This is a genomic window from Clostridium sp. AM27-28, from assembly GCF_003480955.1.
Taxonomy (GTDB): Bacteria; Bacillota; Clostridia; order Lachnospirales; family Lachnospiraceae; genus Otoolea; species Otoolea fessa.
The window spans coordinates 57,284-77,497 of sequence record NZ_QUJT01000012.1; the positions used below are offsets into that span (position 1 = coordinate 57,284).

Consider the following 20,214-nt stretch of genomic DNA (forward strand, 5'->3'; position numbering starts at 1 on the left):
CTGATTTACTGCTCCAGTGTCACTGTCAGTGCCGGAATCAGCTGTTTCTTTCTGGAAACAACGCCCGGCAGTGTTGCCGTCTGCTTCAGCTCTTCATTTGCATCACCTACGTGGAACGCATCTGCCACAACCTGTGCCGCCCCCTGTCCAACACAGAGAAGTTCGGTCGTCTCCGTCAGGATATTCGTCAGCATGAAGAAGAGCATATCCAGACCTTCGTCCTCACGCGCCTTCTCCATAAACGGCAGCATACGGTTCTTCAGCTTTCCAAGCTCCTCTGCATTCAGGGAGTTGATCTGACCGACGCCGAAGTTTGTCTTTCCAGCTGAGAATTTCTTGAAATCCAGATACAGAATCTCTGCATCGCTCTTGCCCTTTAACTCGCTGCCTGCCTCAAACATCTGGTTTGCGAACTCATCCAGCTTGATGCCTGCCATCTCAGCCAGAGAAACCGCTGCCGCCCGATCCATCGGTGTGCAGGTCGGAGAACGGAACAGAAGCGTATCGGAGATGATCGCACTGCAGAGCAGACCTGCGATGGTCTTGTCGATCTCCAGCCCCTGTTCGCGGTACATCTGGAAGATGATTGTTGCCGTACAGCCGAGCGGCTGGTTACGGAAGAAGACCGGTCCGACTGTCTCCACAGTACCCAGACGATGGTGGTCAATCAGCTCCAGGATATTGGCATTCTCGATGCCGTCTACCGCCTGGCCGCGCTCATTGTGATCGACCAGAATCACGTTCTTGCCGCGCGCACCCAGTAAGTTACGGCGGGAAATCAGGCCTTTGTATTTGCCTTCTTTATCGAGTACCGGGAAATGACGGAAACGCTTGCTTGCCATCACATCCTTAATATCATCGATGAAATCATCTGTATCGAAGGTGATCAGCTTCTCAGTCTTCATGAAATAGCTGATCGGCATACTCTGGTTAATGAGACGGGCTGCCGTGTAGGTATCATACGGAGTTGTGATGACGGTACAGCCGCGCTCCTGTGCCAGTTTTTTGATCGTCATGGAAACGCCAGCGCCCTCACACACGATGATACAGCTTGCACCCATCTCGATCGCGCACAGCTGCGACTCATAGCGGTTGCCGAGGATAACCAGGTCGTTCTTTTCAATATAATATTCCATCATATCCGGATTAGCTGCCGCAATCAGGACTTTTCCTTTATCAAAGTACGCTTTCTCATCGCCAACAAAAATCGCGCCCTCCAGGGTCTCGATGATATTTGCATACTGAGTGCATGCCTTGGAAAGAATGCTGCTGTCGTATACATTCATATAAGAACGGGTAATATCGCCGACTGTGATCAGACCTTCCAGTATATTCTTATCGGTAACAGCCGGAAGTGTTACCAGACCATCCTCCTGCATCAGGTTCCATGCTTTTCTCAGGGAAATATTCTTGGAAACACCTGGAGTCTCGCGGATCTCAATATCCTTGACCTGCGTTTTAACGGATTTAATCAGTTTCGGCACATCTACCTTAAAGTAATCCAGTACGAAGGTTGTCTCCGGGTTCAGTTCTCCGGCACGGCACGGTACATATTCGCCGCCCGTCTGAAGTGTTTTGAAATTCGCATAGCCGATTGCAGAACAAATCGAATCCGTATCCGGGTTTTTATGTCCAATTACAATCGTTTTCTTTGCTTTTTCTGCTGCCATTTTTTCCTCCTGATTCGCACCGTGCGCTGCAAATTCTGCCATTTTTCTTTCTATCCTCTGTTTTGATAGAGAAACCTCTGATTCGTGAAACTTTTTTGTACAAAATCTCCAATTTTCATAATCTGTTTACACGGTGTTCATATTTTATTCATATCTTATTTTTATACTAAAAGCATAAAAGATTTCACTTTTCAAATTTGTTTTATAGTGATTTTGCACATAGATTTTTCATAATTGCCTCGGATGCTTGACCGCTCCGGGGTCTCCTCTTGTCTACAGCATATTTTCGGCATATCTGAACGCTTTTCTATCTCTATTTCCTTCAAACGTCCAGACCCTTTACCCTGCACTCTGTCACTCAAAACAAGGCGCCTAATCTAAGATCAGTCTCGCCGCCCCATAGATACCTGCGTCATTTCCCAATGTTGCCAGGCGAACCTCGCCCTTATTCTCAGAGATCGGGGTCAATTCACGGTAATAGCGGTCAATCCAATCCGTTAAAAAAGTCCCCGCCTTTGACACGCCGCCTCCGATGACAAAAATCTCCGGATCCACGGTCATCGAAATAGTCGCCAGCGCCCATCCGAGATAATAGCACACGGTGTCCATAACCTCCAGCGCCAGTGCATCCCCGGCTTTTGCCGCATCCAGCACATCTTTTGCGGTGATCGCATCACCGTAGGCACGCATCACCGACGCATCCGGCTTTGCCGCCATCTTCCGCCTCGCTTCCCTGGCGATACCGGTCGCGGACGCTACCTGTTCCAGACAGCCGTGTCCGCCGCAGTTGCAGGTTTCTTTCTCGCCCTCGCGGATATGGATATGACCGATCTCGCCGCCCAGTCCGTGGCGTCCTGCAACGATCTTCTGATCGTGTACCACGCCGCCGCCGACACCGGTTCCCAGCGTCACCATCACGATATCATGGCAGCCCTTGCCGCCGCCCTGCCACATCTCGCCGAGCGCCGCCACATTAGCATCATTACCGGAGCGGACCGGCATTCCATCTAATAACTCACTCAAAATCTTCTGCGGGTTCAGATCGCGCCATCCCAAGTTGACGCAGACCTCCACATAGCCGTCCGGCTGCACCGGACCCGGAAATCCCATACCTGCGCCGATCACGGCGTCCATCGGGATTCCCTGCTCGTTCAATTTCTTCCTGATCGAAGCGGCTACATCCGGAAGAATGTACGCCCCATTCTCTTCCTTGCGGCTCGGAACCTCCCACTTATAAACAAGCGTTCCGTCCGTCTCAAAAATACCAATCTTAACCGTCGTTCCGCCGACGTCTATCCCAATACATTTTTTTTCCATGTCTGGATCCCTTCCCTTACGGCTGCACCGGCAGCCTTTCTTCTATGCCCTCATCTTTTTTCTGCGCTGGCTCTTATTATACGCAATGCATCCCCGTTTTGCAAGGTTTGGAAAGCAAAATACACCTGCCTGCCGGAGAAAGGCGCATTTCTGCTTAAGCGGTACCGCATTCTTTTCTGCCGACAGACAGGTGCCTGTCTTTTATCTTATTTTTTTACCAAAATCAGCATTATTTCAGGCTCTTAGCCACCTCTACCACATGCTCAACGGTAAAGCCGAACTTCTTGAACAGAAGCCCTGCCGGTGCGCTGGCGCCGAAACTTTCCATCGCGATGATCTTGCCGTCTAAGCCGGTGTACTTGTCCCAGCCGAAGCTTCCAAGCGCCTCTACTGCTACACGGCGGCGTACTTCTCTCGGAAGTACGGACTCCTTGTACTCCTCGCTCTGCTCCTCGAACAGATCCATACACGGCATGGAGACAACGCGGACTTTCTGACCTTCTGCTGCCAGAGTCTCTTTTGCATGAACCGCCAGAGCTACCTCGGAACCGCTGGCAATCAGAATTAACTCCGGTGTGCCTTCGCAGTCGTCGATGATGTAGCCGCCCTTTAATGCCTCACGGCTGCTGCCTGCCATCGGCTCCAGATTCTGTCTGGTCAGCACCAGTGCGGTCGGTGTGTGCTCGGAAGTAACAGCACTGTACCAAGCTGCCTCTGTCTCGGTCGCATCGCACGGGCGGAATACATGGAAGTTCGGCATCGCACGCAGCGCTGCCATCTGCTCGATCGGCTCATGGGTCGGTCCATCCTCACCAACGCCGATACTGTCATGCGTAAATACATAGGTCAGCGGCACGCCCATCAGTGCAGACAGTCTTGCCATCGGTTTGCAGTAATCACTGAATACAAAGAAGGTCGATACATACGCACGCAGACCGCCGTGCAGCATGATGCCATTTCCGATCGCTGCCATCGCAAGCTCGCGGACACCGAAGTGCAGGTTACGTCCAGCTCTGTCCTCCTTGGAGAAGTCGCCCGCATCCTTCATGTTAGTCTTGTTGGACGGTGCTAGGTCAGCAGAACCGCCAAACAGGTTCGGCAGAACATCCTTGATGTAGTTGATCAGGCGTCCGGAGATCGCACGGCTTGCTTCCGGTTTCTCCTGTTTTGCCCAGAATCCGGCGTCATCTTTCAGCGCCTCGCCCGCCTTTGCATTGTGATACTGGTTCCAGAGCGCTTCCATCTCCGGATATTCCTCGCAGTAAGCGGCAAACATCACGTTCCATGCAGCTTCTACCTCTGCCTTCTGCTCTGCGATCTCGGAGTAGTTTTTGTATACCTCTTCCGGTACGAAGAACGGCTCTTCGCTCGGCCAGTTTAAGTTCTTTCTGAGTGCTTCCACATTCTCCACGCCCAGCGGCTCGCCGTGTGCGCTCGCCTTGCCCTGTTTTGCCGGGCAGCCGAAGCCGATCTGCGTCTTGATGGTGATAAAGGACGGATGCTCGGTATCTGCCTTTGCAGCCTCGATCGCCTTGCCGATCGCGTCGATATCATTGCCGTCTTCTACAGTGATCGTCTGGAAACCAAATGCCTGCATACGCTCCTGTACATTCTCACGGAATGCGATGTCGGTGCTTCCCTCGATGGAGATGCGGTTGGAATCATAGAGAACAATCAGCTTGGAAAGTCCCAGGGTACCTGCCAGAGAGAATGCCTCAGAGGAAATGCCTTCCATCATACATCCGTCGCCGCCCAATACATAGGTGTAATGGTCAACTACCGGATAATTTTCTTTGTTGAATACACTTTCCAGATGTGCCTCAGCCATCGCCATGCCGACTGCCATACCCATACCTGCGCCCAGCGGACCGGTCGTCGCCTCAACGCCAACGGTATGACCATATTCCGGATGTCCCGGAGTCTTGGAATCTAACTGGCGGAAGTTCATCAGATCTTCTTTGGAAAGATTTCCGTAGCCAAACAGGTGCAGCAGAGAGTACAGCAGCATGGAACCATGACCGCCGGATAAGATGAAACGGTCTCTGTTCTCCCACTTCGGGTTAGCTGGGTTATGGTTCATATGATGTGCCCACAGTTCATAAGCCGCTGCTGCACATCCCAGCGGAAGTCCCGGATGACCGGAATTTGCCTTCTGGATTGCGTCTGCGGATAAAATCCGGATCGCGTTTACGGATAATGTGTCAATCTGATTCATAAGTAACCTCCTGCTATGTATCTTAATTTTAAAAACTAAACGTGTGTTATTTGAGGCGGATCTCGCGCATCCGGTCGCCGCCGCTGATAATCAATGAATTGAACGCGCGGCCGCGTGTTACCTGCGCCACAGAGAAATCAAACTCCCCGGCAAACCGCTCCTTGCCGGACAGACTGTAGACCCGACAGGAATTTTCGTTATTTAGGATGACGAAATCGCCCTGTATATTTATGTTACGCCACGAATACGAGAAATCTGCCGTACCCATAGCGGTTCCATCGGATTTAAACATGCTCAAACGGCTCTCACTTCCGCCCTCGGTGTTGTCCGAGATGACCGCCACATAGTCCTTCGACCATGCCACGCCGCGGACTTCCCCGTCGATCTCCGCCTGGCGCACCAGCGCCGGGCTTGTTACATTTTCCAAAGAGAAAAATGCCACCTGATCATCCGCAAATGCACACGCGTGATCCTCGTCGAGAAACCGGACGCGCGGACAGATGCTGTCTCCCAGCTCATCAAAACCTCCGACCAGACGGTCTGGATAATTCTTTCCATATTCGGAGAAATTGTAAAATACAATCCGGTTTTTGAGTGCCCCGTCCTGCAGATACAGGTCGGAAAGCATGACCTGCGTACCATCCGGCGATAAGGAAACGTCCATCAGGTAACCATTTCCCGACATAACCGTCTTGATCGCCCAGTCAAGCTCGCTGCCGTCTTTCTTGAAAAAGGTCACATACGAAGCATTGCTGTCCTCCACCAGCGCCGCCACGATGCCGTATGCCGATACGCTGACGCGCAGGATCGGCAGAAGCGTCGTCGCCTGTCCCTGGCTTCCGGTCTTGTCCACAATATAAATATCATTGCCCTGCTGGTCCCCGATCACGGCATAATCGCCGTTGACATAGCAGATCGGTGATTTCAGCTCATAACTCATCGACCAGACTGCCTTGCCGGACTTGTCCAGATAGGAAGCTCCGTCCTTCGTGTATTTCAGGACATTTTCCCCAAACGGGACAAATTCCGTCGTGCTGCTCTCACTCGCCGCAATCTCTTTTTCCCACGCCACCGTATAGTCCGTGTAGGCATGGTTATCTTTATAATACATAAAACCAACCGCCAAAAGCGCCGCGATTAACACCGCCGTCAGCACCTTGCGGAGACGTTTCCGTCTGGAATGGCGCTCGGCTTTCTCCGCCACCTCTTCCTCATTTTCCCCGTGGCTTATGCCCCGGCGGGGAAACATGTCCTGCGTGGCGGTGTCGATCACACGCCCTCTCAGCTGCTTTTTCTTCTGTTCCCGTTCAATCGGGTTCATCTCACTCATTTTTTTATCTCCTGTAGCTGGACTGCCATCTTGATTATACACTATTTTAGATGGTTTGGCATTATCTTTTTGCTATTCTCCGGACACATCCGGCAGCACCAGCGTCTGCCCTGCGATAATGCGGTTTTCATCGGTCAGATGGTTGACTGCAAGGATATCGTCCAGATGACGGATATTGCCATAAAGCTTAAAACAGATCCCATAGAGCGTCTCCCCATCCCCGACCGTGTACGTGCCGCCGGGCTTCAAGTTTGTGACCGGATAGTCCTGTCCCGCCGTCGAATTGCCGCCCGGATTCGGCAGGTCGCGCTGTGCCTCCGGCTCCGGCAAAATGTACGGGGCTTTCGTCTCCGCCATTTTTCCGTCCTCTTCGCTCTGCCCGCCGGAAGCCTGTCCATTCTGTCTGCCTGCTATGGCAGTGCCCTCTGTGTCTCCATCCGCCGCGCTCTCAAGTGTCCATTTATGCGCCTGTCCTCCGTTTTGCGCTGTTGTTCCGTCTGCATCCACATCCGCGCCGGCCTCGCCGCTCTCAAGCGGCGTCACACTGCCGCGGAGCTGTTCCACCGTGACCGCCTCTTTCCCGTCCGCAGTGCCCCGCACACCATCCGGAAGGACGGATACCAGCACACTCTCCATCTCGCGCATTTTCTGGTAATTGCCGAAAAGCACCACGCCGCCGGCAAGCACCGCGACCGAAAGCACGCCGCACAGCGTCCCCAGCGCCCGGATCGTCCCGTAACGCGACGCCGCCTCCTGCTGCCGCTCTTCCATCCGGTTACGGAAATCGCGGATCACCCGATCGCCGGTGCCTGTCTCCACCCGGCGGGCGTCCTTCCGCAGAATCATATAATCCTGCATCATCTGGTTTTTCTCGTAGTATATATGATATCCTTTCAAACGGTAAAACCCGTCCTCCGACATCACATAGTATGCCGCCTCACCGTCCACGCCGCTGTTTATGTACATGAGCTGGTTTTTCCCACCGAAATACTGCTTGTGCAGCCGCCAGTAGGTCAGGGGACTTAACATACACCCCGGCGCGCCGCAGATAAACCACCCCTGCACGGTCTTTTTCGGAAATGTCTCCTCCATCCGCTGGTATGCCTTTTTCCATGCCGCCTCCGAAAAGACAATCTTCTCCCCGGACGGCACAACCTCCTCCATCTCCAGCGCCCCGTCCACAAAGAGGCACGGAACCTCCTGCTGTGGATCCGAATTTCCGAGCAGCAGCCCGACCCGGAGTCCCGGTCCGCCGGATGGATATACCTGTTTCAAATACGTGTTTACATAATCTTCCACATACAACCGGACCACCTCATCCCGCTCGCCGATCTGCCGGATATTTTTCGGCAGTTCTGCGCGGGAACCAGAATATTCTCCCATATGTTCACCCCACTATGATAGATTCTCCTGAAACCGGGTCTGTACTTGCTTCCATGATTTGATTGCTGCACCGTGCAGCATTTTCAGTGCTGAAAATACCTGCTCAAATACAGTAACATGATTTTCCGTAATTTCAGGAGTATGATGAATTTCTTTCCGCCTATCATAACGCCGATTGCATGCAAAATTTGTCAAACGGAGGCAGCATCCAGGCAAAAATTTTCGACAAGCCCGATCCCCGCGCTGATGCAGTCTGCCAGCTGCATGACGAGTGCCAGGCGGATACTCTGCAGCATCATCGGATCGTAATGGCTGCAGCCCGCCACGATCCCGGTGATAAAGAGATCTCCGACCGCGTGAAGCTCCTTGCAGACGCCAAGCCCCGGCTTTAAAGCCCCACGCCCCAGCGTGACATAGCCGACGTGGCTTTCATCGCCAACCGAGGCATCGACCGCCACCACCAGCGCATCCGGGTACCCATTTTTTAAAACCTGCACGTAATGTTCCAGGTTCATCGCGTGCACGGGGCGATCAAGTGTTCCGAATACCAGCGTACCGCGCCGCCGTTCCTGTTTGAGTTTATATCCGATCAACGGTCCCAGACTGTCTCCGGTCGAGCGATCCGTGCCGATGCAGAGGAAAACCAGTTTCTTTTTATGCCTTCGGGTCATTTCTTCCTGAATCAGCCCACTTAACTGCCCTGCCAGCTCTCCCACCGCGTCCCGGCGGGCTGAATTGTAGTAATATATCTCCGGACTGCCACCGAACCGGCTGCGTCCCCGTCTGTTCATCTCCCACACCGTCCTGTTTTCTCCCTGCCTGTTGGACAGGGGTTGTTTTACCTTTATTATAGGCGGGGTGGCAGGAAATTATGCGAAAATTGAAGGATATATACACGGACGAAAAAAGATGTGACAGAAGGCAGCTTTACAGCGCCCGGTGTCACATCTTTTTTCTGGTTGTTCCTATATCTAATTATTTATTTTTATGAAATAATTTCCACAGTTTACTTTCCGCCGCGTTCGCGGTACTCTGCGATGACCTCGCTTAAATTAACGGCTGTGCTGTTATCCAGAATATGTTTTAGCGCGTCCAACTTTTCTGGATTCAGAAATTCCTTGCCTAAGTAGCACTCGTAGGTATCTGTGATAAAGATTCTCTTTTCCTTGATTACCGTCTCGGTATAGTGCAGGCGGCTCTCGACCTCCTGATGGCCTTCTTTGAGTTGTTCGAGCTTTGCACGGCTGTTGCTGGTGATCTCATCGGTCAGGATGGTTTTTGTCACATTTTCGAAGGTGTTTAATGCGTCCTTTTTCTTCTTCGCCGTCTCCTCCAGATCCTGCTCCATCTGGGAGATCTCATCGTCGTATTTTTCCAGATCGTAGAGCGCTTCACTGCGATCCCGACGGATCGAGGAGGTGATCACCGCGATCTTGCGGTTGTTCGCCGCGATCAGACTGCGGATCGAACGTCCTTCCTGCAGCGCCGCCAGATGGCGATCCTTCGTCCAGTTTCCAATCAGGATATACAGTCCGCCAAAAACAACCACATCCACGCCGTAGATCATCGCCAGGTATAAAGTCTTCTGTTCTGGAAGCAGCTTGTAGATGCCGCACGGGATCAACAGGAAACAGATCGCAAAGGTAATCAACACCGTCAGAAATTCTTTGAATCCCCTCGGAAAATACAGCGCATAGTACAGTGGGCTTTTGCAGACAAATGGAACACGATCCGACTGGAACAGCGTCCGCATCCGCACGGCAAGCTCTCGGTTGTGCGCGTGAAGCTCCTGCGTTTCTTCCTTAATCCGCTCCTTGATGCCCTGGTTTTTCGCCTTTTCGCGGCGTGTCCGCGTGCGTTTCAGCTTATCCTGCAGCTTCCCAAGCTCATCGTCATAGCTTTTTTCAATCTCATCCCGGCGCTTTTTCACGGTCGAATTCACGGCATCCGCCACCGCTTTCCGCTCCGTCTCCAGCACGCGCAGACGCTTTTTCTCTTCCTGAGCAAGCGTCTCCTCCTGTTTTTCAAACTCCGCCAGCTCCACCACTGCCTGTCTGGCGTCTTCCAGAAATGTTTTCACATCCGTTATCGCCTGTGCCATCTCGCCCCTCCCGGTCTTTGTCTTTTTGTAACGGCTGCCTGCCCTTTATTCTTCCAGCACCTGTATCTCCAGATAATCGAAATCGATGCTCTCGATAAAGTTGTCCTGGGTAAAACGCGCCTTATCGTGGCGTTTGAACTCCTCGATCGTCTTATCCAGCCAGACCGGATGCCCCAGATCAAAGGCATAGCAAATCTGGTCGATCGCGTCAAACACCATCGCCGTTCTCGACATTGTATAATCACCGTTGCTGATCACAATATCCCTAAGCATCCGGTTTTCCTTCATCATTTTTCCCCAAAGACGAAACATCCTGCCGTTCCTTTCCCGCTGTCAAATTTCATTTTTACCGTGTCCGGATGTTCTCTCCGGACATCTTTTCTCACAATCTTATGTCCAGTATATCAGCTTTTTTAAGAGTTGACAAGGCGGGGCTTTTCGGCAAAATTCACTGCCACTGTGTCATCGTGCAGCACTTCCCATTTTCAAAAGAAACTGCAGATCGTCCTCAATCCCCCGCACATTTCCAGAAACATCCATCGCATACTCCATGACCCACTCGGCATCCGGCGTCGCCTGCTTTGCCAGTTTTAAGAAGCCGTCAAAATCAAGTGTTCCCTCATGAATCCTCTGATGGCTGTCGTGGACACCGTCGTTGTTGTGGAGATGGTACGCCACAATCTGGTCCGCCAGCGCGTTTACGACCCGCTTAAGCGACCAGCCGTTCGCCCAGGCGTGCCCGATGTCGATAAGCACTGCATACTGTTCCCGGCGGCACAGATCGATAAATTCCTGCTCATCGAAGAGACGGTTTCCGCGCTCCAGAACTCCGGCATTCTCCACGACCACCTGGGTTCCCGCCTCCTCACACAGCTGTTTCACGGTGTAATAATTTTCACAGGAAACGCGGACGCGGTCTTCCTTCTCGCCCGGTATGATGCGGCAGTTGTTGTGATGATAAACGAGATATTTGCTTGAAAGCTCTTTCGCATACGAAAGCGTCTTTTCAAGCAGCTCCATCGTGCGCGCATACTCTACAGTCCCCTCCGCTGCCGAATGCTCTGCCTGATAATATGGACCATGGAAACTGACCGGGACTTCCTTTAAGAGCGGCATGGCGTCCCGCAGGTTCTTCTCAAAGCATTCCTCATGAAACATCGGGAACACCTCGACTCCCACCTGTCCCGGAAACCGTTTGAGGTACGGAAGAACCTGACCGAACTCGCTGCCTTTATACATATTAGTACTGATAAGAATTTTTCTCATGATTGCATGTCTCCTCTTCAAAATATACGTTCAGAATCTTGTTTTGAAAACACTTTTTTCGCTCTATTATCTCTATTCTTACTGGGCGATCGCCTTTTCCAATTTCGGCACCGCCAGCTTTTCCTGTGCGCGGATCACCATCTCCGGGTAACCGAGCGATTTCTCCGTCCCGCGTTCAAACAGATGCAGCTTTTCCGTCTCCACATGGATGTATACCTTCTCACCCGGCTGCGGAATCTCGCCCTCGCGGATGGCAATCAGCTCGTTCTTGTCTCCCTCAACCTGAATATAAACACCGTACCGGTTTCCGTAATCCTCCACGTAACGGACCACGCCCTCGATCGACCGCTCCTGCGGGGTGCGGCTCATCATCACGTGTTCCGGGCGGACACCGGCGTACAGCAGTCCCGACGGGCACTGCGCGGCGATCCGCTGCCAGATACCCGGAAGTTCTACCTTCTGTTTCCCGATGACAAGCGCCCCGTTATGATATTCCGCCTCCACGATATTCATGGACGGCGAACCGATAAACTTCGCACAGAACACGCTTGCCGGACGATTGTACACGTGTGACGGGGTATCGAGCATTTCCATCTTGCCCCGGTACATGAGCGCGATCCGATCGCCAACCGTCATCGCCTCGATCTGGTCGTGCGTAACATAGACTAACGTCGGGTGGTACATTTCATGGATTTTTACCAGTTCTTTTCTCGCACGCATCCTAAGCTGTGCATCCAGGTTTGACAGCGGCTCGTCCAGAAGGAAATAGTCGGCGCGCTTTACCACGGCTCTCGCCAATGCCACTCTCTGGCGCTGTCCGCCGGAAAGCTCCTTCGGCTTCCGATCCTCCAGCCCTTCCAATTCCAGCATTTTGAGGACTTCTTTTAAGCGCGCATTGATCTCGTTCTCATCCATCTTGTGCGCTTTTAAACCATATATGATATTATTCTTGACGCTCATATGCGGAAACAGCGCATAGTTTTGAAACACCATCGAGACACCGCGCTCGCCGCACGGCACATCATTTACCACCTGGTCGCGCATCCATAGGTTTCCGGCAGTCACATTTTCCAGTCCCGCAATCATGCGAAGTGTCGTCGATTTTCCACAGCCGGACGGACCTAATAAAATCAGGCGTTCGCCCTCCTTTACCTCCATGCAGAGGTCCTCCACGACCACATTTTTGCCATACGCTTTTTTAACATTTTCAAATACAATATTTTTCATCGAATTAATCTATCCCTTTCTTATGTCCAGCGCAATCTCCCGTTATCCCTTCAATCCAGACGCCGCAAATGTATTGACGATATAGCGCTGGAAAATGATATACAGTACCAGCGGAATCAGCATCGTGAGCACCGACACCGCCATCGCGATCGTAAATTCCGTACCGCCCTCGGCACTGATGTACATCTGCAATGCCAGCGACAGCGTATAATTTTCCTTGGATTTTAAGATCAGCACCGGCCACACATATTCATTCCACGAATTGATAAAGAAAATGATGCCGGTGGAAATGATGGACGGACGCACCAGCGGAATCACAATGTCGCGCATGATTTTCATGTGCCGGATATTTTCCATCCGCGCCGCCTCAATGAGTACCAGCGGGATTCCACGCATTGCCTGGCGCAGCAGGAAAATTCCCAGCACATCCGCCAGCTGCGGCAGTGCGACGCCCCAGATGCGATCGCGCAGACCGATCTTAGAGATCAGAAGATAATTTGGAATCATCGTGACCGTAAACGGGATGAACAGCGTGCTTAACATAATAAAATACAAAAATCCTTTTCCCTTAAACCGGAAATAGACGAACGCATACGCCGCCAGAAGTCCCGTGATTGTCTTAAAAATCGTGACCGTCGATGCAATCAGAAACGTATTCAGCGTGATTTTCACAAACGGCAGTTTGTCAAATACATGCCGGTAATTTTCCAGCGTCGGATGCAGCGGAATCACCTGAAAAACTGTGTTGAACGCCTCCTGCATCGTCTTGAAAGAGTTGGAAATTGCAAATACGATCGGCATAAGAAGGAGGAAAACGACCACCACCAGAAACAGATGCCAGCCGATCTGTCTGTCTTTAGTTTTCATAGTAAACCCCCTTTTCTACAAACCGGAATTCCAGCACCAAAAGAATGATAAAGAGTGCCATCGTCATGACCGATACCGCCGAGGAAGTTCCTGTTTTATAGAGTGTAAACGCCTCATGGTACGACATATAAATCAGGTTCGAGCTGGCATAGTTCGGTCCTCCCTGTGTGACGACCTTGATCGGCGTGAACACATACTGGAGTCCCTGCACGATCGTCGTAATAAACACATAGATCCCAGTTGCAGAACTCATCGGCACGACGATATCCTTAAAAATCTTCCACATCGGCACATTTTCCAGACGCGCCGCCTCGATGACCTCCATTGAGACACCGGAGACGCCCGCCAGAATGTTGATGAAATTGTAGCCAAACGTCTTCCAGGTCGTGATAATGCACAGTACCGCGATGACCCAGCCCTCCGTTTTCGACCAAAACGGCAGTTTCAGCCCAAACCAGCCTGCCACAATCGCGACCGGACCCGAAATCGGATTCAGAATCCATGTATACAGAATCGAGCCGACGACCAGCGAAATCACACTCGGCAGGAAAAAAACCGCCTTGTAAAAACTCTGTCCCTTTTTGATGACGCACGAAAGAATGAATGATAAAATGTACGGCATCACAAAGTTAAACACCAGAAGAATCACGATGTACCAGAATGTATTGCCAAAGATTTTCCATGTATTCGGATCCTTCAAAACGGAAATATAATTCCCCAGTCCCACAAACTTCTTGACCGGCTTTACCATGTTCCACTCAAAAAAACTCAAATACAGCGTGTAAAAAAGCGGATAAAACATAAATACCGCAAACATGACGAGCGACGGCAGCAAAAAAACATATCCAAGCGCTGCCTGTTTTTTGTCCTCCCGATTCAAACTATTTCCTCCATTCTAATGTACTATCGGAATCTTTCGGCGCCTGCCCAGCCACAACAGCAGGTGTTGGAAAGACCCTGAGCCTGCATTTTATGAAGGGGCTGCCGCCAAACAGCTCTTTCGCGCTCCGGCCGCTTCCTGCGTCTTATCTGCACGCAGTCCATTCTGCCAAAACACGTTCTGCTATTCCGCAACAACCCCATTCTCATTTCTGTCCTAAATTTTGTAATGATTTTTCTGCCACCCGAAAGCTGTTCCAAGCGTCAGGCTGCCTGTCCCTACTGTGCATCCAGCAGCTGGTTGATCGCATCCTGTGTGCTCGTCATACCATCTTTCGCAGATACCTGACCGCCCAGAATCTGGTCTCTCATATCCAGAAGAAGCTGCTCTGCCTCAAGGCCTGCATCGCCCGGGAATGCGGTCCATGATACAACGCCGTCCATCTGCTCAATCGCTGCATTCATCATTGTGTTCTCAGCCAGAAAATCTTTCAATCCATTTTCTGCCTCTGCCACATCTTTTCTCGGCGGTACATAACCGGTTCCCTCGGTCCATGCTGCCATTGATTCTACGCTGTAAAGATACTTTTCAAACTCCCATGCCGCCTGAATCTGCTCGTCGCTCTGCGCGGTGATGGCTAAGAAACAGCCGCCTGCCGGAACCTTGCGCTCCTTGTCGTTCCACAGCGGGGATTTCACAGTTGCTACGTCAAACTGTGCCCCCTTCTGTACGGAAGCGCGTCTCGCAATGGTGGTGTAAAGCATCGCGCAGTTGCCGTCGATAAAGCTCTGGCAGCCCTCTTCCCATGAAACATGAAGGGCAGAACCATCTTTTACCATATCCTGCATCATTTGCATTGCCGCAATGCCGTCCTCGGTTGCAAAGCTTGCTTTTTTCTTGCCGGATGCATCCGCAGTCAACATATCCGCTCCCGCGCTCTCAACCAATGCCTGCTGCGCCCAGAAGTCTGCCGGTTCCTGCATATAGAAACCATATTTTCCTGTCTTCTCTTTGACTGCCTCGGCAAATTCCTGTACTTCCTGCCAGGTCTCCGGTCCATCTTCGGAAAGGCCCGCTTCTTTTAAGAGATCTTTATTAATGTAGAGAACCGGGCTGCTTAAGGAGTACGGGATTCCGACCTGCTCGCCGTTGCTGTTGACTGCCAGGTCTAAGACATTTGGAAGGAAATTGTCGGTTAAGAAATTTGCATCCTCGCTGTCGAATTTATCAATCGCATCCTGCGGCGCCACATAGTCAAAGTTATTGGAGAAATAATCCAGAAATGCCCAGCCAATCTGAACAAGCGCCGGTGTATTTCCGGTCGCCGCTTCCGCCTGCAGGTTCTGCATCAGACCTTTGTACATATCCGGGTTGTATTTCGCTACTACCTCGATGTGGTCATTTTCCTCATTAAATTTCTTTACCAGATCGTCTACGACCAGACCTCCCTGGGTTTCTGCGTTACAGTGCCAGTATTCAATCACCGTTTTATCGCCGGATGCCGTCTTCTCTGCCCCGCTCTCTCCGGACGCGATCTGTGTGTCGCTGCTTCCTGTCGCCGAGCTGGATGCCTGGCTGCATCCTGCCATCAATGTCATCGTGCCTGCCATCGCAAGCGCCATCAGACGTCTCATACTTACCTTCATTCGTTCTCCTCCTGCTGCGGTGTCCCATCTCCCAGTCTCTCTTACCTTGGAACCAGCCATCTATGTCAAAATCGTGATCGGGAGTCCTTTGCCGCGCTTCTCTTCTGTCAAATCACTTGTGCTGTGTCCAGATTCTATCTTAAAGATGGTCTGTAAAATGCAGGAGGCGATTTATGTAAAAATTATCTATAATTTTTGAAAATTGTTTTTTCGAGGTTCTGCGGCATAAAAGAATGTGCCTTTTTGTGTAATGGGGAATTCCAAGAAATTTCCTATTATACACAAAAAACGCCTCTATCAGTTTTTGCTGATAAAAGCGTTTTTTATTCTATGTTCCGTTTTCTATTTTTAGATCCGGGCTGCAGTTTCCTTCATGAAACATGCCAGAGTGAACGCCGCAGAACGCATATTCTTTTACAGACCTGCCCCTTACAGTCTCTTAAGCAGCGCCTCTCTCGCTTCCTCATAGCCCGGTTTGCCAAGCAATGCAAACATATTTTTCTTATAGCTCTCTACGCCCGGCTGGTTGAACGGATTGACGCCCAGAAGGTATCCACTGACGCCGCAGGCAAATTCGAAGAAATAGAAGAGCTGTCCTAAGCTGTACGCATCCATCGCCGGGATCGTCACTTTCAGGTTCGGCACACTGCCGTCGGTATGTGCCAGAATCGTGCCGTTCATCGCACTCTTGTTGACGAAATCCACGCTCTTGCCAGCCAGATAGTTCATACCGTCCGTGTCAACATCTTCTTTCTTCAAAATGATCTCCGCCGGAGATTCAGCCACTTCCAGAACTGTCTCAAACATGATTCTCGCGCCGTCCTGGATGAACTGACCCATCGAATGAAGATCGGTCGTTAAATCAACCGCTGCCGGGAAAATACCTTTCTGATCCTTGCCCTCGCTCTCGCCGTAGAGCTGTTTCCACCACTCCGATACATAGTGCAGGCTCGGCTCATAGTTTGCCACAATCTCGACCTGTTTGCCCTTCCGGAGCAGAATGTTGCGGACCGCCGCATATAACAGAGCAGAATTCTTCTCAAACGGAGTCTCCAGTGCATTCTTTCTCGCGTCTGCCGCGCCCTGCATCAACGCATCTATATCCGCGCCGCTGACCGCGATCGGAAGCAGACCGACTGCCGTCAGGACGGAGAAACGACCGCCAACATCATCCGGAACCACGAAGGACTCGTAGCCCTCTTCATTTGCCAGATTCTTGAGTGCGCCCCGCGCCCGGTCTGTCGTCGCGTAGATTCGCTTGTTTGCCTCTTCTTTACCATACTTCTCAATCAGCATCTCCTTAAATACACGGAATGCGATCGCCGGCTCCGTTGTCGTACCGGACTTGGAAATAATATTGATAGAGAAATCTTTTCCATCGACCAAATCCATCAGATCATGGATGTATTTGCTGCTGATGCTGTTGCCAACGAAGTAAATCTCCGGTGTTTTTCTTTTTTCTTTCGGAAGATTATTGTAAAAACTATGGGACAGGAACTCGATCGCCGCTCTTGCGCCCAGATACGAACCGCCGATACCGATTACCAGCAGGGCATCGGAATCCTTCTGAATCTTCTCCGCCGCTTTTTTGATGCGTCCGAACTCTTCCTTATCATAGTCCACCGGAAGGTCGATCCATCCAAGAAAATCATTGCCCGCGCCGGTCTTTTCTACCAGCGTCTCTCTTGCCGCCTGCACGCCCGCCTTGATACCGGCGATCTCTTCCTCATGAATAAATGCAGCTGCTTTTGAATAATCAAAGATCACATCTTTTCCCATATGTTTCCTCTCCTTTGCATTTCAGCCGTCCGCAGGCGGCGTGATTACTTTGTCAAAAACTTAACTTATCTTTATTATAGCAATCTGGACACCCGTGTGCAACCAGTTTTCAGTTGGAATCATCATTTACAACCCCGATAAATACTCCCTCATAATATCCCCCAGAACCTGCGCCTCCTCGCGGCTCAAACCTTTCATCCAGTCACCCGCATTTGCCTCGCCATTTCGTGTTTTCCGCGTATCCCGGCTTGCTGCAATCTGGTCGAGGCTCTGCTTCAAATACTCCATTTCCTTGTCGCCGGGACGCTCCTTCGCTTCCTGCCTGGGACCCGTATTGTTTTCCGTTTCATTTCCTGATACCATCCGGCGATCCGTAAGATGCCCATCTGTCTCATGCTTGTCCCGTTCCTCCGGTTCGCGCGGTGCAGTGCGAACTGCCCGCATCAGATTCTGTGCCCGTGCATCCCGCTCACGGAACGGATTCACTCTCATCGCTGTCCGCGATTTTCCTTTTTCAAACTCCGTTTCTCCCAGATCCCGGTTATCCGTTTCAGCACCATCCCGACCACTCACGCCGCGATCTGCCCGCGGAGTACTCTGCAGCCATTTCGGCATTTCCCGCACATTCGAGTCCACGCCAGCAATTCCGCCGGATACACCAGAAGCTCCGGACATTTCCTGTCCGCGTGTCTCCTTCTCACGTGCCGCCCGAAGAAACACCGAATTATCCACATACTCCAAAAGCGCCGTTTCCAGCCGCTGCTGTTTCTGGTCAATCTGGAAACAGCTCTCGATAAATGCCAGAAACAGACCGCTCATGACAGCTGCCGACGCATACAGCACAATATAGCTCGCATCCAGCTCATACCAGTATGCCAGAAATGCCTCCGCTGCTCCGGTCAGAAGCCCTAAAAGCACCATTTCCATTGACACGCCGTTCCACGCATCCAGCGAAATATGTAAAAATGAAAATCCGTCAATCTGCTTGTCCAGATATGCCTGCGTGTTCACGATGTTCTGTCCCAGGCGGCAGGTATTTTCCAACCGCTGCTTCAGATTTTGAAGATTCTTGTTCCGGGTCATCGCCATGTTGTCAGTTTCTTTTAATAATCTTTTGTAGAGGCTCCGTGTAATCAACTTGCTGACAAATCCGATCATTCCGATTGCCGCAAGAACGGACAGCGCTTTTCCAGTTTGTAAAAATTCCAGCATAAAAAAGCTCCCCTTTCTCTACTTCCGGATCACTTCCGGGTGGCTTGCCACAGGTCAGGTTTAGGCGCTTCGCAGTTTATCTCTTGCAATTTGCTTTTTACAATCTGCTTTTTGCATTCTGCTTTTTGCGCCTGTCAAATCCCGCCTGCATCGTGGCTTTATTATATCCGCCGAAAGAGTCTTTGTGAAGATGAGAAAGGGGAAAATCGTTCGTCAAATTCTGCCTTAATTCGATTTTTAATGGGTGTTTAAGCATGCAATATCATTAAATTATACCATATGTTTCCACATATGGCAAACACACGTTCTGTATTTTGCAAAAAATTTGGCACACCTAACTCATCACGAAAGTAACGAGAATGCGGTGTGCCGTTTTTCAAATTTTCGTGCTTATGAATTTAATTATGCCTCATAACGAGATGCCATCTCTAATAAGAGGTTTACCGAATGCTTGATCGCCTGCGCTTCAAATGCCGCATAGTCCATACCCGCACTGTCATCTGCCTTATCCGAAATGGCACGGATGATCAGGAACGGGATTCCGTTTAAATATGCCGCCTGTGCGATCGCTGCGCCCTCCATCTCGGTACAGCTTGCGCTAAACTGCTCGATCAACCACTCCTTTTTTGCCTTATCCGAGATAAACTGATCGCCGCTTACCACGCGTCCCGGAAATGCCTGAATCTCCGGATTTACCTTCTGGTTGCACTCAATCGCCAGCTCGCGCAGCTTCTCATCCGCCTCAAATGCAAAGGTATCTACACGCGGAATCTGTCCGATCCGGTATCCAAATCCGCTCGCATCCATATCATGCTGCACCGCATCCGTCGATACAACGATATCGCCAATGTTGATCTCTGCACGCAGGGAACCGGCGATACCTGTGTTCACAATCGCACTGATATGGAACCGATCCGCCAGAATCTGACTGCACATACCTGCATTTACCTTGCCGATACCAGAGCGAACCACAACTGCGTCCTTTCCGCCCAGTTTGCCCTGATAAAAATCCATACCGGCTACACTTGTCACGGTAACATCCGTCATTTTCTCCTTGATCTGAGCCACCTCTTCATCCATCGCTCCGATGATTCCTAACATCTGTTTGCCCTCCTGTTTTTCTGTTCTTTATTCTTCTGCCTTTCTTTTATAGATTTATAGAAAAAGAAATTCTTACTATTTGATCTTCTGCGCTTATACCCCTGCATCTCTTTCCTCAAATCCATTGGCTGACTCGGCTCTACAGTCAGTGTGTGCCTGCACCATCATTTTCCATTTGAAAATCGTTCATTTACTTTATAATAGCGCAGCCGCATCGTTA

At 51.0% G+C, this 20,214-nt stretch carries 16 protein-coding genes; all 16 read right to left on the reverse strand.

The features are described from left to right. Nucleotides 1–5: 5 nt before the first annotated feature. Nucleotides 6–1,670: a putative manganese-dependent inorganic diphosphatase gene (locus DW720_RS12910; RefSeq protein ID WP_107001786.1), complete on the reverse strand. Its 1,665-nt coding sequence runs from the start codon at nucleotides 1,668–1,670 to the stop codon at nucleotides 6–8. Between the two features lie 372 nt (nucleotides 1,671–2,042). After that, on the reverse strand, nucleotides 2,043–2,987 hold the full coding sequence (locus DW720_RS12915) for an ROK family glucokinase (RefSeq protein WP_107001744.1): 945 nt from the start codon (nucleotides 2,985–2,987) through the stop codon (nucleotides 2,043–2,045). Nucleotides 2,988–3,216: 229 nt separating this feature from the next. After that, the gene (tkt, locus tag DW720_RS12920; RefSeq protein ID WP_022360014.1) at nucleotides 3,217–5,202 is read right to left on the reverse strand and encodes a transketolase; all 1,986 of its coding nucleotides are present in this window, start codon (nucleotides 5,200–5,202) and stop codon (nucleotides 3,217–3,219) included. 46 nt (nucleotides 5,203–5,248) lie between these two features. Further along, a complete protein-coding gene (locus DW720_RS12925) occupies nucleotides 5,249–6,532 on the reverse strand; it encodes a DUF5711 family protein (RefSeq protein WP_107001745.1) in 1,284 nt (427 codons plus the stop codon). Between the two features lie 72 nt (nucleotides 6,533–6,604). Beyond that, entirely contained in the window at nucleotides 6,605–7,915 is a 1,311-nt protein-coding gene (locus tag DW720_RS12930; RefSeq protein ID WP_118293725.1) for a LysM peptidoglycan-binding domain-containing protein, read from the reverse strand. A gap of 191 nt (nucleotides 7,916–8,106) precedes the next feature. Beyond that, complete coding sequence (yyaC, locus tag DW720_RS12935) at nucleotides 8,107–8,706, reverse strand: spore protease YyaC (protein ID WP_107001747.1); 600 nt, start codon at nucleotides 8,704–8,706, stop codon at nucleotides 8,107–8,109. A 215-nt stretch (nucleotides 8,707–8,921) separates the two neighbouring features. Beyond that, nucleotides 8,922–10,016, reverse strand: a complete 1,095-nt coding sequence (locus DW720_RS12940; protein ID WP_117796611.1) for a hypothetical protein — start codon at nucleotides 10,014–10,016, stop codon at nucleotides 8,922–8,924. A 45-nt stretch (nucleotides 10,017–10,061) separates the two neighbouring features. Continuing rightward, nucleotides 10,062–10,328, reverse strand: coding sequence for a hypothetical protein (locus DW720_RS12945; RefSeq protein WP_107001749.1), 267 nt, complete (start codon nucleotides 10,326–10,328; stop codon nucleotides 10,062–10,064). A 150-nt stretch (nucleotides 10,329–10,478) separates the two neighbouring features. Next, a complete protein-coding gene (locus DW720_RS12950; protein ID WP_233430282.1) occupies nucleotides 10,479–11,282 on the reverse strand; it encodes a sugar phosphate isomerase/epimerase in 804 nt (267 codons plus the stop codon). Between the two features lie 78 nt (nucleotides 11,283–11,360). After that, entirely contained in the window at nucleotides 11,361–12,509 is a 1,149-nt protein-coding gene (locus DW720_RS12955; protein ID WP_107001750.1) for an ABC transporter ATP-binding protein, read from the reverse strand. Between the two features lie 42 nt (nucleotides 12,510–12,551). Next, nucleotides 12,552–13,376: a carbohydrate ABC transporter permease gene (locus DW720_RS12960; RefSeq protein ID WP_118749730.1), complete on the reverse strand. Its 825-nt coding sequence runs from the start codon at nucleotides 13,374–13,376 to the stop codon at nucleotides 12,552–12,554. Then, complete coding sequence (locus DW720_RS12965; protein WP_022360022.1) at nucleotides 13,366–14,256, reverse strand: sugar ABC transporter permease; 891 nt, start codon at nucleotides 14,254–14,256, stop codon at nucleotides 13,366–13,368. Before DW720_RS12965 ends, DW720_RS12960 begins: the two co-directional genes overlap by 11 nt. 278 nt (nucleotides 14,257–14,534) lie before the next feature. Next, nucleotides 14,535–15,902, reverse strand: coding sequence for an ABC transporter substrate-binding protein (locus tag DW720_RS12970; protein ID WP_107001752.1), 1,368 nt, complete (start codon nucleotides 15,900–15,902; stop codon nucleotides 14,535–14,537). A gap of 429 nt (nucleotides 15,903–16,331) precedes the next feature. After that, nucleotides 16,332–17,681: a glucose-6-phosphate isomerase gene (locus DW720_RS12975; RefSeq protein ID WP_118743102.1), complete on the reverse strand. Its 1,350-nt coding sequence runs from the start codon at nucleotides 17,679–17,681 to the stop codon at nucleotides 16,332–16,334. 126 nt (nucleotides 17,682–17,807) lie between these two features. Next, a complete protein-coding gene (locus DW720_RS12980) occupies nucleotides 17,808–18,893 on the reverse strand; it encodes a hypothetical protein (protein ID WP_118743101.1) in 1,086 nt (361 codons plus the stop codon). Between the two features lie 402 nt (nucleotides 18,894–19,295). Then, complete coding sequence (locus DW720_RS12985) at nucleotides 19,296–19,994, reverse strand: 5'-methylthioadenosine/adenosylhomocysteine nucleosidase (protein WP_022360026.1); 699 nt, start codon at nucleotides 19,992–19,994, stop codon at nucleotides 19,296–19,298. Between the last annotated feature and the right edge of the window lie 220 nt (nucleotides 19,995–20,214).

Coding starts and splice junctions, on each gene's coding strand:
- DW720_RS12985 (WP_022360026.1), bottom strand. CDS start 19,994: ATGTTAGGAATCATCGGAGCGATGGATGAAGAGGTGGCTCAGATCAAG.
- DW720_RS12945 (WP_107001749.1), bottom strand. CDS start 10,328: ATGTTTCGTCTTTGGGGAAAAATGATGAAGGAAAACCGGATGCTTAGG.
- DW720_RS12955 (WP_107001750.1), bottom strand. CDS start 12,509: ATGAAAAATATTGTATTTGAAAATGTTAAAAAAGCGTATGGCAAAAAT.
- DW720_RS12910 (WP_107001786.1), bottom strand. CDS start 1,670: ATGGCAGCAGAAAAAGCAAAGAAAACGATTGTAATTGGACATAAAAAC.
- DW720_RS12940 (WP_117796611.1), bottom strand. CDS start 10,016: ATGGCACAGGCGATAACGGATGTGAAAACATTTCTGGAAGACGCCAGA.
- DW720_RS12925 (WP_107001745.1), bottom strand. CDS start 6,532: ATGAGTGAGATGAACCCGATTGAACGGGAACAGAAGAAAAAGCAGCTG.
- tkt (WP_022360014.1), bottom strand. CDS start 5,202: ATGAATCAGATTGACACATTATCCGTAAACGCGATCCGGATTTTATCC.
- DW720_RS12930 (WP_118293725.1), bottom strand. CDS start 7,915: ATGGGAGAATATTCTGGTTCCCGCGCAGAACTGCCGAAAAATATCCGG.
- DW720_RS12970 (WP_107001752.1), bottom strand. CDS start 15,902: ATGAAGGTAAGTATGAGACGTCTGATGGCGCTTGCGATGGCAGGCACG.
- DW720_RS12950 (WP_233430282.1), bottom strand. CDS start 11,282: ATGAGAAAAATTCTTATCAGTACTAATATGTATAAAGGCAGCGAGTTC.
- DW720_RS12980 (WP_118743101.1), bottom strand. CDS start 18,893: ATGCTGGAATTTTTACAAACTGGAAAAGCGCTGTCCGTTCTTGCGGCA.
- yyaC (WP_107001747.1), bottom strand. CDS start 8,706: ATGAACAGACGGGGACGCAGCCGGTTCGGTGGCAGTCCGGAGATATAT.
- DW720_RS12915 (WP_107001744.1), bottom strand. CDS start 2,987: ATGGAAAAAAAATGTATTGGGATAGACGTCGGCGGAACGACGGTTAAG.
- DW720_RS12975 (WP_118743102.1), bottom strand. CDS start 17,681: ATGGGAAAAGATGTGATCTTTGATTATTCAAAAGCAGCTGCATTTATT.
- DW720_RS12960 (WP_118749730.1), bottom strand. CDS start 13,376: ATGAAAACTAAAGACAGACAGATCGGCTGGCATCTGTTTCTGGTGGTG.